This window comes from Methylobacterium sp. GC_Met_3, from assembly GCF_026540775.1.
In the GTDB taxonomy this organism is placed as follows: Bacteria; Pseudomonadota; Alphaproteobacteria; order Rhizobiales; family Beijerinckiaceae; genus Methylobacterium.
Genome location: NZ_JALNUL010000007.1, coordinates 34,164 through 50,839, shown reverse-complemented (window position 1 = coordinate 50,839; position 16,676 = coordinate 34,164). Strand labels below are relative to the sequence as shown.

The following is a 16,676-nucleotide window of genomic DNA, read 5'->3' as shown; positions in this document are numbered from 1 at the left end:
GGCAGCCTCGCGGGTCGTGAACCAGCCTACGGAGCCTGTTGCCGGGCTCGTGTACGGTCCCTGAAGGGACGTCCCGATGAGCCCCGCGTCTTTGCCAATATCGGGGCGTGCCGCTACACGATCCCGAGACCGCGCCCGAGGCGCACCCTCACGTTCCGCCGATCCAGAGCGCTCGCTCCATGCTGATGCAGACCAAGACCGAGGCGAAGCCGGCCGATCCGGTGGCGCGGCGGCGCACCTTCGCGATCATCTCGCACCCGGACGCGGGCAAGACGACGCTGACCGAGAAGCTGCTGCTGTTCGGGGGGGCGATCCAGCTTGCCGGCGAGGTGAAGGCCAAGCGCAACCGGGTCTCGACCCGCTCCGACTGGATGGGGATCGAGAAGGAGCGCGGTATCTCGGTGGTCACCTCGGTGATGACCTTCGAGTACGGCGACTGCGTCTTCAACCTGCTCGACACGCCAGGCCACGAAGACTTCTCGGAGGACACCTACCGGACCCTGACGGCCGTCGACTCGGCCGTGATGGTGATCGACGCCGCAAAGGGCATCGAGGCGCGCACGCGAAAACTGTTCGAGGTCTGCCGCCTGCGCGACATCCCGATCGTCACCTTCATCAACAAGCTCGACCGCGAGGCCCGCGACCCGTTCGAGCTGCTGGACGAGATCGAGAAGACGCTGGCGCTTGACGTCGCCCCGGTGACGTGGCCGATCGGCACCGGCCGCAACTTCTCCGGGACCTACGAGCTCGGCGGCAACCGCGTGCGCCGGCTCGACGCCGCCGAGGATGCCGGGATGGTGACGGTCTCCGGGCCGGGCGACCCGCTGTTCGACGAATTGCTCACCGAGAACGGCGCGGCGGCGACGTGGCGCGAGGAGGTGGAACTCGCCGAGGGCGGGCTCAAGCCCTTCGATCTCGACGCGTTCCGCGAGGGCCACCTGACGCCGGTGTTCTTCGGCTCGGCGCTGCGCAATTTCGGCGTGCGCGACCTGATCGACGGGCTGGCCAAGGTGGCGCCCCCGCCCCGGGGCCAGGACGCCGACAAGCGCCTCGTGGAGCCGACCGAGCCGCGCATGACCGGCTTCGTGTTCAAGATCCAGGCGAACATGGACCCGAACCATCGGGACCGCATCGCTTTCATGCGGGTCTGCTCGGGCAAGCTCAACCGGGGCATGAAGGCCCGTCTGGTGCGGACCGGAAAGCCGATCTCGCTCTCGGCGCCGCAATTCTTCTTCGCCCAGGACCGGGCCATCGCCGACGAGGCCTATGCGGGCGACGTGGTCGGGATCCCGAACCACGGCACGCTCCGGATCGGCGACACGCTGACCGAGGGCGAGGATATCGTGTTTCGCGGGGTCCCGAGTTTCGCCCCCGAAATCCTGCGCCGGATCAAGCTCACCGACGCCATGAAGGCCAAGAAGCTGCGCGAGGCGCTCCAGCAGATGGGCGAGGAGGGCGTCGTCCAGGTCTTCGTGCCGCAGGACGGCAGCCAGGCGATCGTCGGCGTGGTCGGCGCGCTCCAGCTCGACGTGCTGAAGGAGCGGCTCCAGGCCGAGTACGGCCTGCCGGTGGATTACGAGACCTCGCGGTTCTCGGTCTGCCGGTGGATCGAATCAGATTCGGAAGTCGAACTCGACAAGTTCATCGACACGCACGGCTCGGCCATGGCGAAGGATCTCGACGGGGCGCCGGTCTTCATGGCGACCACGGCGTTCTCGCTCCGCTACGAGGAGGAGCGCTACCCGGCGGTGCGATTCACTGATGTGAAGGATTATCAGAAGCGGGCGGCGTGAGGCGGAGGGGTGGGCAGAACCGTGCCCTCCCTCCCCCTCTGCGGGGGAGGGAAGGGGTCTGGTCCTAAAACTTCCCGAGCATCGGAAATTCCACACTCAAACTCGATTCCGCCGCCATCGGCGCCTCTCGCTTGCGCGGCTTGCGGTTGAGCACCTGCTTCAGCTTCGTCTTCAGCACCGCCATGTCGAACGGCTTGAGGATGAAGGCGTCGGCACCCGCTTGGTGAGCGAGGTTGATATCCTCGAAGTCGAAGGACGATTCGGTCAGCATGAACGGCGTGTTCATCAGCGCATCGTCGGCGCGGATCTCGCGCAGCAGGCTGAGCCCGTCCATCGGCTCCATGTCGAGGTCTGAGATCACCAGGGCGTAGCGGCGCTGGCGCAGGCGCTCCAGGGCCTCGGGCGCACTGGTGACGCCCTCGACGTCCGGGAAACCGATCCGGGTCATCAGCATGATGATCAGCCGGAGAAGTTTCTCCTGATCATCGACGATGAGGATCGGGGGCGTATCGCTCTCGGACATCGCGCGGCTCAGACGAAGAGATGATCGATGCCCTGGCGGGACATCGTGTCGGATTGCAGAGACAGGCACAGCCCGTGGATCGCCGAGGCCTTCGGTGTGCCGCGCTGGAGCATCGGCAGCAGGTTGGCCTTGGCGAACAGCGTCTCGTTCCCGGGCGTGCGCTGCGCGCTCTTGAAGGAGTGGACGAATTCGCGCTTGGCGATCTCGCGCCATTCGCTGATCTGCACGTCCCGATGGCGGCTGTCGGCGCTGACCCGGTCGAAGGTCTCGTGGACGGACGAGCGCTCGCCCTCGATCACCTGGCAGGCGAAGTTGCCCTCGATCACGAGGAAACTCGTGATGACCGCGAACTCGTTCTTCTTCTGGGCGATGCGGCCGATATCGCCGATCTGCTCCGACCGCTTCGCCGCGTCCGACGACAGGTTCAGGCGCGAGAAGTAGATGATGTGGACGAGGCTCGTCCGTTTCGCCCGCATGATCCCGAGACCTGAAATCCCCAGCGGTTCGACGCTTCCCGGTAGGACGCGCCGCACCCGATTCTGGCCGAAGGCGAGTCTCGCATGGGTCCGGATAACGCGTCGTAAACGAGGGCTGCCGGCCATCACGAGCCGGCTGGGCAGGATTTGCCGGCTCCGGTCGTCCAGACTGCCAAGGCTGCCGGGTCGCTCCGAAGCAGACTCAGTGTTTTCAAGGGCTTAACCCTGGCACAGCGGTTGCGGCCATTTGGGGCTGCGGGCCGTGCCGGCGCGCATCGGGATCGCTCGCCATGGATCTTTTCTCAGCCCTGCAGACCTCGGTCTCCGGATTGCAGGCGCAATCCTACGCCATCAGCAACATCTCCGGAAACATCGCGAATTCGCAGACGACCGGGTTCAAGCGCGTCGACACCAGCTTCGTCGACCTGATGAACGAATCGACTCCGAAGCGTGAGACCTCCGGTTCCGTCCTGGCGCAGTCGCAACTCACCAACACGCTGGCCGGCAACATCATCGCGACCACCGTGCCGACCAACATGGCCATCAGCGGCACGGGTTTCTTCACGGTGGTGCAGAAGACCGGCGATGCGAACGGAGCTTCGACGCTGGGCGGCACGACCATGTACACCCGCCGGGGCGACTTCTCGCAGGACAAGGACGGTTATCTGGTCAACGGCGCCGGCGGATACCTCACCGGCACGAATCTCGACCCGAAGACCGGCCAGGTGGTCAGCACGGGCCCCGTCCAGCTCAGCAGCGTTTCGCTTCCGGCTAAGGCGACGACCACGATCACTTACGCCGCCAACCTGCCGGCGACGCCCGCGACCGCCAATTACGCCGCCACGAAGGACGACACCTTCAATGGCGCGGCGGGCGCCTCGGTCACTGCGGCGAATGCTCCGGATTTCGTCAGCAAGAGCATCTCCGGCCCCTCGGTCACGGCCTACACGGCGACCGGCGCGCCGCTGACCTTGAGCACGCGCTGGGCGAAGATGAAGGATGCCGACCCAGCCAGCAACACCCCTGCGGCGTGGAATCTCTTCTACGCATCCGACCCGACAGTCTCGGCAACCGCGAGCGCTTGGCAGAATGTCGGGCAGGACTTCACGTTCGACTCCACCGGCAAGATGCTGGGGCCGACCGCCAATCCTGTTCCCCTCGGCGCAATCACCATCGGCGATTACACGTTTCCAAGCGTCAGCATGAACATCGGAACCGGCGGCCTGACGCAGTACTCGGATACGAGCGGCGCCGTCACGACGAACAAGCTGACCCAGGACGGCAATTCCGCCGGCACCTTGACGAGCGTCGATGTCGGAAGCGACGGCAAGGTCAACGGCACGTTTTCCAACGGGTCGGTGGCGGCGATCGCCACGGTGGGCATCGCTCAGTTCGCCAATCCGGACGGCCTGAAGGGCGACACGAGCGGCAACTATCTCCAGACGGTCGATTCCGGTCCGCCGCTTACCGGGCTCAACGGCAGCACGATTTCAGGGGCGAGCATCGAGCAATCCAACACCGACATTGCGACCGAATTCTCTAAGATGATCGTAACCCAGCAGGCCTATTCTGCGAACACGCGGGTCATGTCGACGGCTCAGACGATGATGTCTGATCTGCTCAACGTGATCCGCTGAGTGATGAGCGCCGGGCCGCGGAGGGTGTGAGATGTCGCTGAATGCGCTTTCGACCGCCACCGCGGGGCTGGCCGCCACGCAGGCGGCGATCAACGTCGTCTCGCAGAACGTCGCCAACGCAGGGACCGCGGGCTACGTCAAGCGGACGCTCTCGACGGTCTCCACCGGCCCCAACAATTCCGGGGTCGCGGCCGGGCAGATCACGCGCAGCTTCGACGCTGCGGCGCTCAACCAGCTGCGGCTCGAGACGTCGGGGGCTGCCTACGCCAGCACCAAGGCCGGAATCACCACGCAGCTCGATGCCCTGTACGGCACACCGGGCACCGCGGCGTCGCTCGACGGCACGCTGAACACCTTCACCGAGTCGTTGCAGGAGCTGGCCGCAAGCCCAACCTCCGCGGCGGCGCGCACGACGGTCCTCGGCAATGCCTCGGCGCTGGCCAGCCAGATCAACAGTGCCGCCGGTACGGTGCAGTCCCTGCGCAGCGGGATCGAGGCGCAACTCGGCTCCGATACGAACGCGGCGGGCGCGCTGTTGACCAGCATCGCGAACCTGAACACCAAGATCCAGAACACCTCCGACGGCGCCTCGATCGCCGATCTGCAGGACCAGCGCGATCAGGCGGTCACGAGCCTGTCGAGCTACATGGACGTCAAGACCACCCCGCAGCGCGACGGGACGATCTCGGTCATCACCCAGTCCGGCGTGACGCTGGTCGACCGGGGATCCGCGGCTTCCCTGAGCTTCGACGGGCGCGGCACCCTGAACGCAACGTCGACCTACGCGACCGATCCGAACCAGCGTTCGGTCGGGACCATCACCGCCACGCTGCCGGGCGGCGGCATCATCGATCTCGGCGCACCGAATGTGCTGCGCTCCGGCAGCCTCGCGGCCGAATTCGAATTGCGCGACCAGACGCTGCCGCAGGCTCAGCGCCAGCTCGACGATCTTGCGGCCGGGCTCGCCACCGCGCTCACCAACAAGCAGGTGACGGCGACCCAGGGGGCTGGCAATTCCGCTGCGATCGATCTGACCGGCCTCCAGGCCGGCAACACCCTGATCATCCCCGCCAACGCGAACAGCACGGGCCGGAACATCATCCTGGTCGCGTCCAACGATGCCTCGCCGATCACGGCGAGCCAGACCGCAGACGCCAACGCCCTCGTGGCGAAGATCCGGATCCCGGTGGATCCGAACCAAGTCAGCGCGGCGCTGAATTCCCTCGATTCAACCCTGTCGGCGTCCGGCATCGGCGCGGCGATCACCATCACGAGTTCGGCCGCCTCCCCGCAGGTCACCGGGACGGCGAGCATCACCGTCCCGACCTCGGCGGATCCCGCATCGGGCTATCCGCAGATCGCGCTGTTCGTCGACGGCGCGGGCAACAGCCTCTACACGGGCTCGCTCGACGGCGGATCGAAGCTCGCGGGTCTGGCCCAACGCCTCACCATCAACAAGAATATCTCCGCCAACACGGCGTTCCTGACGGCGACGAGCGCCACGGACCCGACCGCGACCGGTAAACGCGCACAGCTCCTGTTCTCGGCCCTGACCTCCACGGCGATGACCTTCTCGTCGGCGAGCGGGATCGGCGGGGTCTCGGCGCCCTACACCGCCACCGTGGCGGGCTTCGCGCAGGACATCATCGCGACGCAAGGCGCGGCTTCCGCGAACGCGAATGCGATCGACGCGACGCAGCAGACCGCGCTTTCCACCGCGCAGGCCCGGTTCTCCTCCGCGGCGGGGGTCAACATCGACCAGGAGATGTCGAACCTGATCGCTCTGCAGACCGCCTACGGTGCCAACGCCCGCGTGCTCTCCGCAGCCCGCGACATGCTCAACCAGCTGCTGCAGATCTGATCATGACGACGATCACGCCCTTCGCGGCCGGCTCCTACATCACGGCCCGCAACGCCTCGCACCTCACGGCGCTGAAGAACCAGCTGAACGACCTGTCGAATCAGGTCTCCAGCGGAAAGGTGGCGACGACCTATGGTGGCCTCGGCTCCGGGCGGTCGACGGCGCTCTCCGCCCAGGCCACGCTGAGCGCGCTCACCGGCTACGCCGCTGGTATCGGTATCGCCCAGACGCGCACGAACCTCGCGGTCACCAGCCTGACGCAGGTCGCAACGATCGGGACGAGCGCCCGGAACGCCCTCAACAACGGCCTCCAGAGCGCCGCGGCCACCAGTGTCGCGGGTCGCGCGACTGCACTGTCGGGCCTGCAGACCGCCCTCGACACGCTCAACCAGTCGGCGGCGGGCAACTACCTGTTCGGCGGCGGCAATGCGACCACGCAGCCAGTGGTGGATGGGACCACGATCCTGAACGGATCGATCAACAACGACGGGAGCAAGAAGCTCGGTCTGCAGGGATACATTGCCGACCAAGTGGCGGCGGATCTCGGATCGGGGATGGGTCGGCTGACGGTTTCTTCCGCCGGAAACAACCCGGTGAAGATCTCGGAGCCGAATGACGCGACCCGCGGGACCTTCGGCTTCACGCTGGGCAATGCCTCGTCGTCGACAACCGCGATCAGCGCGGCCCCCGTCACCGGAACAACCGGCACGCCAGGTTCGGTGAGCTTCAACGTGACCGGTCAGCCGGCTGTCGGCGACAGCGTCACGGTTACGCTGCAGATGCACGACGGTACCTCGACGACGCTGACGCTCACCGCAGTCGGCGGGACCACGGAAACGTCGTCTACGGGAACGGGGGCGACTTTCTCGATTGGCGCAAGCCCGGCCGCTACCGCGGACAACCTCAACGGGGCCTTGCAGAACGCCCTGAAGGGCGCTGCCGGAACCACTCTGGCGGCCAGCTCGACGGCAACCGCCGCGCAGAACTTCTTCACAGGCTCGGCCAACAAGCCTGTCTATCCCCCGCGCATCGCCGACCCAAGCGGCACGCCGAGCTACGTCGCTGGAACCAAGGACAGCACCGTCCTCTGGTATCAGGGCGAGGATTCCGGCACCCCGGCGATCGACACGCAATCGGTCCAGATCAGCGCGAGTGCCAGCGTCGGCACCGGCGCACGGGCCAACGATGCCTCGATCCAGAAAGTGCTGACCGGCCTCGCCACGATGGCGTACGCCCTGCCGGCCACGACCAGCGGCGACGTCAACACGGCCTATCAGGCCGTGGTCGATCGGGCCGGACAGCTCCTCACCTCCGCGTATACGAGCCCCAGCGTTCAGGACACCGTTACTCAGCTCTCGCTCGCGTCCGCGCGCCTGACCAATGCCGGCACGACCAACGCGGCCACCCAGAACACCGTCCAGAATACCATAGATGGGATCGAGCAGGCCCCGACCGAGGAAGTCGTAGCCAAGCTCCTCGACGTCCAGAACCGGCTTCAGGCGAGCTACCAGATCACCGCCACGCTCTCGAAGCTCTCGCTCGTCAATTACATCAGCTGAGGAAGTCCGGCGGTCGATGTGCCGTCGCGCACCTCTTTGGTGAAGCCGATCTCGATCGGCCGCCGCGATCATAGTCTCGCCGCTTTCCCGCAGTGAACCATGGGTTGCGGATGCGTCTTCGCGTCGCCGCCGATGTGAGGAGAGGTTCGCATGTCGTTGTCCGAACCTGTCGAGCGTCTCCGCCGGCTTGGTCCCACGCCGGATGTCGGCGCCATCGTCCTCATGGAGCAGGCGATTGATCTGTACGCCGCTGGCTACGCCCGTCTGGACGAACGCGGTATCGCCCTCGACATCCTCCTGCGTGATCTTGCACGGCTGCGCACCGTCGAGCCGGATCGCGATGCGTTCATCGCGCAGGTTGAAAACTATATCGATTCGCTGCACCGGCAGTTGACGCGACAGGCCGCCTGAGATGCCGGAAAAACTGCTGCCGGCTTTGCTCCTGGCAGCCATCTTCCTGAGCTCCCCCGCTTACGCCGCCGAGTTGCCAAAGGCGCCTGTGGCGCCTGGGCCAGTGCCTTGTCCGTCGAAGGGGCCGGGTTTCGTGCGCCTGGCGGGCAGCGACAGCTGCGTGCGCATCTCCGGCCGGGTGACCGCCGGGATGGATCTGCGCGCCGGGCACGCTCCGGCGGCGGCGCCGCTCGTCGCGGGTCGCCTCGCGATCGACAATCGCGCCGACACGGATCTCGGCGAGGTTCGGACCTACGTGCGGATCGGCAACGGCCGCCGCTGACCGCCCCGTTCGCCGGTATCCTAGAGGTTCCGGGACAGGACCAGGGGTCCGCTGCGCACGCCGCGTCCATAAGGGGAGGGCGCCTGAGCCTGGCGGCCGTAGGTCGCGGGCAACTTTGCGCGACCGATCTCCTCGGCCAGGGACTTGATCAGACTTTCCGACACAGTCCGGGCGCTGTCGAGCACGGTCTGGTTCGCTTCCACGGCGGCGGTGAACTGCCGGTGCGCTGCGCGCAGGCGCTCGACGCCCTCGGGATGGAAACGCTTCAGCGCCACGGCGTTCGCCTTGGCAACCTCGAGCCTCTGCATGTAGGCGGCCGCCAGCGCCGCTTTCGGCTCGGACGCCGCGATCCCCTCCCGCAACCGCCCGGCGCGGACGTGGTCCGCTTCCTCGGCGAGCACAGCCTCGAGCGCCGACATATTGCCGAGCACGCCCGCGACCAGCGCCTCCGCGGTCACGCGATCCGCGACACGCAATTGCTCAGCCTTGTGCATGGGTCGCTCCATCGCTCGCTGCTCCCTGCATCTTCATGATTTCACGGAAGATCGAATCGGCAATGCCGACGCCGCCGCTCTTCACGATCTGTCCCGCGTATTCCTTGGTCAGCATCGAACGGTAAACGCCGCCGCCCGTGCCGTTCTCGCCCAGCGGGCCGTCGGTCCCCTGAGACTGCGTCAGCCTGTCGAGGCTCGATTCGAGGAACATCGACTCGAACTCGGTCGCGGTCTTCCAGGCCTTGGCCTTGCTGGCGGGGCCGATGCGGCCATCCGCTGCGGTTCCGAGGCTGGCGGCGACGTTCGCCGTGATGGTGGCACCTTGCAGCATGATCGTACCCTCCCCTTACGGTGTCGTCACATCAGCTCGATTTCGGCCTGCAGGGCGCCGGCCGCCTTGATGGCCTGAAGGATCGAGATCAGGTCGCGGGGGCCGACGCCCAGCGCGTTCAGACCATCGACCAGTTCGCGCAGGCTCACGCCTTCCTTGACCAGGGCCAGCTTGTTGCCCTCGCCGGTATCGACCTTCACGCCGGTCCGCGGCACCACGGTGGTGCGGCCGTTGGAGAGAGGGGCCGGCTGGCTCACCTGCGGCTGCTCGGTGATCGTGATGGTCAGATTGCCCTGCGCGATCGCCACCGTGGAGACGTGGACGTCGCGGCCCATCACGATGATGCCGGACCGCTCGTCGACGATCACTCGCGCCGTCTGATCGGGCTCGACCTTCAGCTGCTCCACCTCGGTGATCAGGCGGATCATGTTGCCGTTGTATCGGGCCGGGATCTGGATCGTCACGGTGGCCGGGTCGGTGGGCTCGGCCGTGTCGGCGCCCATGAAATCGTTGATCGCCGCCGCGATCCGCTTCGAGGTGGTGAAGTCGGGGTTGCGCAGCGACAGGCGCAGAGCCTTGGCGTCGTTCAGCTTGAACGCGATCTCGCGCTCGATATTGGCGCCGTTGGAGATGCGGCCATTGGTCGGCACGCCCCGGGTGATCTTGGCGGCGGCACCCTCGGCGGCGAAACCCGCGATCGCCACCGAGCCCTGAGCCAGGGCGTAGACCTCGCCGTCGGCGCCGAGCAGCGGCGTCACCAGCAGCGTACCGCCCTGAAGCGACTTGGCATCGCCAAGCGAGGAGACGGTCACGTCGATCCGGGTGCCTTGTGCGGAGAACGGTGGAAGGCTCGCCGTCACCATGACGGCGGCGAGGTTCTGAGTCCGCATCGTGGCGCCCCGGGTGTTGACGCCGAGCCGCTCCAGCATTGCCTGGAGGGATTGCTTGGTGAACGGGATGTTGTTGAGCGTATCGCCGGTGCCGTTGAGGCCGACCACGATGCCGTAACCAACGAGCTGGTTCTGGCGCACGCCCTCAATGGAGGCGAGGTCCTTGACCCGCGACAGGGCAAGCGCCGGACCCGACAGGGCGCCGAGCAGCAGCGCACCGGCGACGAGGCCGAGCAGGACTTGCAGGAGACGGATCGCGGGGCGCGGGCGCATGCCGAGGGTTTCACGGGTGAACGGACCTGCCGTCCTCCTGCCAGCGCCGTGCCATCAGCGGCCGGCTGCCAAGCATCTCAAACCATTATCTTTTTGAAAACAGCCGCGATCCCGGTGGGCGTCCGGCACCGGCACCGGACCTGCCTACCCGGCAGCTTCTGCCGGCTCGTTTACCGACGCTTAACCCCGTGGGCCGAGTTTCCGATGCGGCGCAGGGGCGCCGGGAGCACCGCGAACCGGATCATGCGCGTCGAGACTCGCCAGCCGATCCAGAGCGCAGGCGGCATCGCGGCCCCCCGGCGTCACGAAGGCGGCCCCGGCTTCAGCCTCGACGCGGCTTCGACCCCGACCTCGGGCGCTAACGCTCCGGCGGCTGCCACGTCGCTGGCCGGGCTCGACGCGGTCCTGCTGCTTCAAACCGAGAGCGAAACCCCGCAGGAGCGGCGCCGCCGCTCGGCCAAGCGCGGCCAGGATCTGCTCGACGGCCTCGACCGGTTGAAGGCCGCGCTGCTCGGGGGCCGCGTTGCGCCGCAGGACCTGCGCGCGATCGCGGGCCGTTTGGCCGAGCGATCGGGTCCCTCGGGCGATCCACGGCTCGACGGCCTGATGGCCGAGATCGAGCTGCGGGCGGCGGTGGAACTCGCCAAGCTGGAAACACGCCGGGGCGTCTGACTAACCCGCCCGCCGCTTCGGCCCGGTCGGCAGCAATTGCGGTTCGCCAGGTCCGGTTTCCACGCCAAGATCCGGTACCGCGATGATCGGCGCGCCGCGCAGGTCCTTGCGGGTGACGATCGCGCCGCGCTCCTCCAGATAGGCCAGCATCCGCCGGGCTCGGCCGCCCGAGCTGGTGCCGTAGGCTTCCGCCAGCATCGTGTCGGTGGGGCAGGGCGCGCCCTCGATCGCCGCCCGGGCCACCACCAGGAACAGCCCGGCAAGATCGTCCGGCAGGCCGGCTGCGATCTCCTGCGCCCGCGTCCACCCGGAATCGTCGGCGACCGCGCCCCCAGCCTCGGCCCGGGCGACGGCGAGACGCCGTTTGAACTCGGGCAGGCCCATCGCGTCGCCGCGCAGGCGCCGGATCCGGCAGCGGACCGTGAAGTCCTGATAGAGGGTTGCGGGCGTGCAGGCGGCGGCATCCGCATCCGCCAGGACCGAGGCCAGCACCTCGGCGAGCGCCGCTTCGCGCGCCTCCGGGTCCATCGGTTCCTCGTCGGGCTCCTCGGCGGGGGCCGGCGGCCGATAGTTCGCCAACTGGACGAGCACGTCCGGCGTCGGCGCGGGGCGCGGCTTCGGGCGCGGTGCGAGCTGCACCATGCTTTCCTGCGGGCTCGCCGTCAGGATGAGCGCTCGGGCATCCTCCGTCGCCTCCGGCAGCGGCACCAGGACCGGCGAGGAACTCCGGCTCACCGTGACGGTCGGGCCGACCGCGATCGTGAGCGGGCGCCGCGAAAGGGCCGGGCCCAAGGCCACGAAATGCCCCCGCGGCAGATCGCGAAACGTCTCGGCTTGGCGGCGTTCCAGGCCGAGGAGATCGGCGGCGCGGGCCATATCGATATCGAGGAAGGTCCGGCCCATCAGGAAGTTCGAGGCTTCCGCCGCGACGTTCTTGGCGAGCTTGGCCAGCCGCTGGGTGGCGATGATCCCGGCCAGACCCCGCTTGCGCCCGCGGCACATCAGGTTGGTCATCGCGCCCAGCGACAGGCGCCGCGCCTCGTCGGAGACCTCGCCGGCCGCCGCGGGCGCGAAGAGCTGCGCTTCATCCACCGCCACCAGCATCGGGTACCAATGGTCGCGGTCCGCATCGAACAGGCCGCCGAGGAACGCGGCTGCGGCGCGCATCTGCGCGTCGGCGTCGAGGTTCTCCAGCGACAGCACCACCGAGACCCGATGGGTGCGAACCCGGGCGGCGATCCGCTGCAGCGCGACATCGTCGCCGTCGGCCTCCACCACGACGTGGCCGTAGCTGTCGGCGAGGCTGGCGAAATCACCCTCGGGATCGATGATCGCCTGCTGCACGAGGCCTGCGCTCTGCTCCAGCAGGCGCCGCAGCAGATGCGATTTGCCGGAGCCCGAATTGCCCTGCACCAGGAGCCGCGTGGCGAGCAGTTCGGTGAGGTCGAGGAGCGCGGGGCGCTCGCCGGTCAGGCCGAGATCGATGTCGGAACGCATGGTGCCTCATAGCATGCCGGCGGCGGCTGCGGGCGGTCTGCTGGCATCTGTCCACGCTTCCCGCGATACCAGCCCCGCCGTTTCCGGCCTGGACCGCAACGCTCCGGCCCTGTTACGGCGACGCCCCTCCCAGACAGAACCCGGATCCAAGACACGATGGCGGCCTGCGGCCTCGATTTCGGCACGTCGAACACCACCCTCGGGCATGTCGGCCCGGACGGACCCATCCTGCTGCCGCTGGAGGGCGCGCACCGGACGATCCCGAGCGCGATCTTCTTCGAGCTCGGCGAGGAGCCGGTGATCGGCCGCGCCGCCACGGCGGCCTACGTGGAGGGCCTGTCCGGGCGGCTGATGCGGGGCCTCAAATCCGTGCTCGGCACGCCGCTGATGGACGAGGCTACCCCGGTCGGCCGCCAACGCCTGCGCCTGCGCGACATCATCGCGCGGTATCTTACGGAGGTGAAGGCGCGGGCCGAGGCGGCCTGTGGCGCGACCCTCGACAGCGTGGTCCACGGCCGCCCGGTCCATTTCGTGGACGGCGACGCGGAGGCCGACCGCCGCGCCGAGGACACCCTCCGGGAGATCGCCCGCGAGGTCGGGTTCCGCACGGTGTCGTTCCAGTACGAGCCGATCGCCGCCGCCCTCGACTACGAGCGGCAGGTCGAGTCGGAGGAAATCGCCCTGGTGGCCGATATCGGCGGCGGCACCTCGGATTTCTCGATCGTGCGCCTCTCGCCGGAGCGCAGGGGCCTGGTGGACCGGGCCGGCGACATCCTGGCCAATGACGGCGTGCGGATCGGCGGTACCGATTTCGACCGGCAGCTCAGCCTCGCGACCGTGATGCCACTGCTCGGCCTCGGCAGCCCGATGCGCCGCGCCGACCTCGCGGTGCCGAACGCCTATTATCACGACCTCGCCACGTGGTCAGCGATCAACCGGCTCTACAATGCGAAGACCCTGCGCGAGATCGACGAGGTGATCCGCGACTGCGCCCGGCCCGATCTCGTGACGCGTCTGCACGCGGCGGTGGAGGGCGAGCGCGGCCACGCCCTGGCGGGTGCGGTGGAGGGCGCCAAGATCGCGGCCTCCGAGGGCGGCGCGGCGGAACTCGACCTCGGCCTCGTGGAGCGCGGGCTCGCGGCCCGGGTCGATCGCGGGACGCTCGCCGTCCAGACGGGCGACCTCGCCCGTTCGGTGGCCGCACGGATCGGCCGCTGCCTCGCCCAGGCCGAGCTGGCGCCGGAGCGGATCGACGCCTTATTCCTCACCGGGGGCTCCACAGGCCTGCCGCATCTGCGCGCCGCGCTGACGGCGGCCCTGCCGTCGGCCCGGGTGGTGGAGGGTGATATCTTCGGTTCGGTGGGGCTGGGGCTGACCATCGAGGCGGCGCGGCGCCGAGGGTGACTCGTAGCGCTCAATGGCGCTGCCGGCCTGGCGGCCGGGGCGATGCAGCCCCGGCTTAGCACATCGCTTGTGTTTGGTGAGCTGGGCCAGGGCCAGAATCGTATCGGCAGGACCATGCGAGGGGCTGCTCCCAACCCAACTCAGCGACCCGAACTGCCGTCAGTGCGTTCCTAATGCGTTCGCTCGTGAGTTCGGCCGCAACTTTGGCTCGGGGGTGGGAACCGGACTTTGCGGACAGGGATAGTCCGCTGAGGGCCGCCCGGTGAGACCGATCATGCTGCAACTGCAACCCGCGCCGACCGTCATTACCTTCGACTGCTACGGCACCCTCGTTCAGTGGCATGACGCCGTCCGGTCCGCCGCCCGCGCGATCCTCGCCGGCCGCATCGCGCAGGCGGAAGTGGAAGACCAATCGACCGCTCTGGCCGACCGGCTGCGCAGCGCCGCCGTCGAGCGCCAGCAACGCCCGCCCTACTGCGACTACAAGTCTGTCCTGCGGTCCGCCCTCGCGATCGCGCTCGCCGAGGCCGGTCATACGGCGACGCCCGAGGACGAGGGAACGCTGTTCTCGATCCTCGGCCGGATCGAGCCGCATCCCGACGTCCCGGCTGCGCTGGCTCGCTTACGCGCGCGCTACCGGCTCGCGGTCATCAGCAACACGGACGACGACCTGATCGCCGGCTCCATCGAGGCGATCGGGGTGCCGATCGACTTCGTCGTCACGGCCCAGCAGGCCCGCGCCTACAAGCCCGATCATCGGCTTTTCCTTCACGCCTACGAGATCATGGGGGTCACGAAGGAGCAGACCGTGCACGTCGGCATGGGACAGTTCACCGACCTGAAGGTCTGTCACGAACTCGGTATCCGGTCCGTATGGATCGATCGGGCAGGCGAGCCGCTGAACCCGGACTGGCCGCCGGACGCCGAATTGAACGACCTTGTGGGTTTGCCCGACCTGCTGTCGGTCTCCTGAACGGCTTCGGGCGCTCTCTGCCGAAGTGGCTACCGGTTCGGCGCAAGAGCCCGTTTGTGATCCCGCAAGGGGGCACGAGCGGATGAGAGCGGCGATTGACGGGCCGCGCACGATCCCCGACAAGGCGGGCCCTTCCGCTCAGGACAACGGCGGCCCATCCGGGCTCCTCCGCGCCGCCTCGCCCGATGCTGTTCAACTCCTTCGTCTTCCTCCTCGCCTTCCTGCCCGCCGCCCTGGTCCTGCACGCGCTGGTGGCGCGCGCCGCGCCGGCGTGGCGGTTGCCGCTCCTCGTCGGCCTGTCCTTCGTGTTCTACGGCTGGTGGGACATCCGCTTCGTTCCGCTGCTCGCTGGTTCGATCCTGGCGAACTGGTGCGTCGCCCGCGCCTATCGCCGCTGGCCCGGGCGCTGGTTGATCCCGGCGGCCATCGCGGCCAATCTCGCGCTGCTCGGCGTGTTCAAGTATTTCGATTTCGCGGCCGATCTCGCCAACCTGATCCCGGGCTTGGAGGCGCCGCGGCTTGGGCTCGCTCTCCCGCTCGGCATCTCGTTCTTCACCTTCCACCACATCATGTACCTCGCCGACCTGCGGGCCGGCCGCGCGCCATCCTTCGGGCTGGTGAAATACGCCCTCTACATCGCCTTCTTCCCGCAGGTTCTCGCCGGCCCGCTCGTGCGCTGGAGCGAGATCATGCACCAGTTCGACGCCGAGCCCTACGCGCGGCCGGACGCCGCCGAGCGCTTCAGCCGAGGCCTGATGCTGCTCACGGTGGGGTTGGCCAAGAAGGTGTTCCTCGGCGATCCGCTCGCGGCCTACGTGAATCCCGTGTTCCAGGCGGCGGCCGCCGGGAAGGTCGTCACGGTCGCGGAGGCGTGGCAGGCGACGCTGGGCTTCACTTTCCAGATCTATTTCGACTTTTCCGGCTACACCGACATGGCGCTCGGCATCGCACTGCTGTTCGGGCTGGTCCTGCCGCAGAATTTCGACGCGCCCTACCGCGCCACCTCGCTGCGCGACTTCTGGCGACGCTGGCACATGACGCTGTCGCGGTTCCTGCGCGACTACCTCTATGTCCCCCTGGGCGGGAACCGGCACGGGCTGCCGCGGCAGGTCGGGGCGCTCGCCGCCACCATGACGCTGGGCGGCCTCTGGCACGGGGCCGGTCTGACCTTCCTGGCCTGGGGCGCCCTGCACGGAGTCGGCCTCGGCGCCGGCGTGATGGCGCGCCGCGCCCGGATCGCGATCCCGGCCCCGGTCGGCTGGCTGCTAACCAGCCTGTTCGTGATGCTGACCTGGGTGCTGTTCCGCGCGACGAGTTTCGATGCCGCGCTGATCGTGTTCAAGGGTCTGTTCGGGCTGGCCCCAAAGGGTTCGGGCTTCAAATGGCGCACCATCGCGGCCGCCGCCCTGGTCGCCACGATCGGGCCCACCGCCTGGGCCGCCGTCCGCCGGCTACCGCCGCGGCGCCTCCTCGCCTTCGGCTTCGCGCTCCTGTTCGTCCTCGTCCTGCTGAAGATCGGCGACGATGCGAACTACGAGTTCATCTACTTCCAGTTCTGAG

At 68.1% G+C, this 16,676-nt stretch carries 16 protein-coding genes; 10 read left to right on the top strand and 6 right to left on the bottom strand.

Going from position 1 to position 16,676, the window contains the following annotated elements:
- Positions 1-179 precede the first annotated feature (179 nt).
- A complete protein-coding gene (locus OXS27_RS11815) occupies positions 180-1,793 on the top strand; it encodes a peptide chain release factor 3 (RefSeq protein ID WP_243925573.1) in 1,614 nt (537 codons plus the stop codon).
- Between the two features lie 64 nt (positions 1,794-1,857).
- Here OXS27_RS11815 and OXS27_RS11810 read toward each other — a convergent pair whose 3' ends face one another.
- Both OXS27_RS11810 and OXS27_RS11805 read right to left on the bottom strand, forming a co-directional pair.
- Positions 1,858-2,316 (bottom strand): response regulator, encoded by a 459-nt coding sequence (locus OXS27_RS11810; protein WP_243925574.1) that lies wholly within the window; start codon positions 2,314-2,316, stop codon positions 1,858-1,860.
- A gap of 8 nt (positions 2,317-2,324) precedes the next feature.
- Positions 2,325-2,792 (bottom strand): BLUF domain-containing protein, encoded by a 468-nt coding sequence (locus tag OXS27_RS11805; RefSeq protein WP_243925575.1) that lies wholly within the window; start codon positions 2,790-2,792, stop codon positions 2,325-2,327.
- 290 nt (positions 2,793-3,082) lie between these two features.
- On the opposite strand from OXS27_RS11805, the gene OXS27_RS11800 reads away from it, so the two are divergent.
- The 5 genes from OXS27_RS11800 (at position 3,083) to OXS27_RS11780 (ending at position 8,582) form a co-directional block, all read left to right on the top strand.
- Positions 3,083-4,429, top strand: coding sequence for a flagellar hook-basal body complex protein (locus tag OXS27_RS11800; protein WP_267356376.1), 1,347 nt, complete (start codon positions 3,083-3,085; stop codon positions 4,427-4,429).
- A gap of 31 nt (positions 4,430-4,460) precedes the next feature.
- Entirely contained in the window at positions 4,461-6,290 is a 1,830-nt protein-coding gene (gene flgK / locus OXS27_RS11795; protein ID WP_267356375.1) for a flagellar hook-associated protein FlgK, read from the top strand.
- A gap of 2 nt (positions 6,291-6,292) precedes the next feature.
- The gene (locus OXS27_RS11790) at positions 6,293-7,849 is read left to right on the top strand and encodes a flagellin (RefSeq protein WP_267356374.1); all 1,557 of its coding nucleotides are present in this window, start codon (positions 6,293-6,295) and stop codon (positions 7,847-7,849) included.
- Between the two features lie 150 nt (positions 7,850-7,999).
- Positions 8,000-8,260, top strand: coding sequence for a hypothetical protein (locus OXS27_RS11785; protein ID WP_243925579.1), 261 nt, complete (start codon positions 8,000-8,002; stop codon positions 8,258-8,260).
- A 1-nt stretch (position 8,261) separates the two neighbouring features.
- Positions 8,262-8,582, top strand: a complete 321-nt coding sequence (locus OXS27_RS11780; protein ID WP_267356373.1) for a hypothetical protein — start codon at positions 8,262-8,264, stop codon at positions 8,580-8,582.
- Positions 8,583-8,602: 20 nt separating this feature from the next.
- Here the strand turns inward: OXS27_RS11780 and OXS27_RS11775 are convergent, their stop codons facing one another.
- From OXS27_RS11775 to OXS27_RS11765, 3 genes are read right to left on the bottom strand one after another with little or no spacing between them, the layout of a single operon-like run.
- Entirely contained in the window at positions 8,603-9,076 is a 474-nt protein-coding gene (locus OXS27_RS11775) for a hypothetical protein (RefSeq protein ID WP_267356372.1), read from the bottom strand.
- Complete coding sequence (locus OXS27_RS11770) at positions 9,063-9,407, bottom strand: rod-binding protein (RefSeq protein WP_267356371.1); 345 nt, start codon at positions 9,405-9,407, stop codon at positions 9,063-9,065. Before OXS27_RS11770 ends, OXS27_RS11775 begins: the two co-directional genes overlap by 14 nt.
- Positions 9,408-9,433: 26 nt before the next feature.
- On the bottom strand, positions 9,434-10,570 hold the full coding sequence (locus tag OXS27_RS11765; protein ID WP_267356370.1) for a flagellar basal body P-ring protein FlgI: 1,137 nt from the start codon (positions 10,568-10,570) through the stop codon (positions 9,434-9,436).
- A 243-nt stretch (positions 10,571-10,813) separates the two neighbouring features.
- On the opposite strand from OXS27_RS11765, the gene OXS27_RS11760 reads away from it, so the two are divergent.
- Positions 10,814-11,242, top strand: a complete 429-nt coding sequence (locus OXS27_RS11760) for a flagellar assembly protein FliX (protein ID WP_267356369.1) — start codon at positions 10,814-10,816, stop codon at positions 11,240-11,242.
- Here OXS27_RS11760 and OXS27_RS11755 read toward each other — a convergent pair whose 3' ends face one another.
- Positions 11,243-12,739: a DUF87 domain-containing protein gene (locus tag OXS27_RS11755; RefSeq protein ID WP_267356368.1), complete on the bottom strand. Its 1,497-nt coding sequence runs from the start codon at positions 12,737-12,739 to the stop codon at positions 11,243-11,245.
- Between the two features lie 156 nt (positions 12,740-12,895).
- On the opposite strand from OXS27_RS11755, the gene OXS27_RS11750 reads away from it, so the two are divergent.
- The 3 genes from OXS27_RS11750 to OXS27_RS11740 all read left to right on the top strand — a co-directional run bounded on the left by OXS27_RS11750 (position 12,896) and on the right by OXS27_RS11740 (position 16,675).
- On the top strand, positions 12,896-14,143 hold the full coding sequence (locus tag OXS27_RS11750; RefSeq protein WP_267356367.1) for an Hsp70 family protein: 1,248 nt from the start codon (positions 12,896-12,898) through the stop codon (positions 14,141-14,143).
- Between the two features lie 274 nt (positions 14,144-14,417).
- Positions 14,418-15,116 (top strand): HAD-IA family hydrolase, encoded by a 699-nt coding sequence (locus tag OXS27_RS11745; protein ID WP_267356366.1) that lies wholly within the window; start codon positions 14,418-14,420, stop codon positions 15,114-15,116.
- Positions 15,117-15,301: 185 nt separating this feature from the next.
- Positions 15,302-16,675, top strand: coding sequence for an MBOAT family O-acyltransferase (locus tag OXS27_RS11740; protein WP_267356365.1), 1,374 nt, complete (start codon positions 15,302-15,304; stop codon positions 16,673-16,675).
- The last annotated feature ends 1 nt before the right edge of the window (position 16,676 follow it).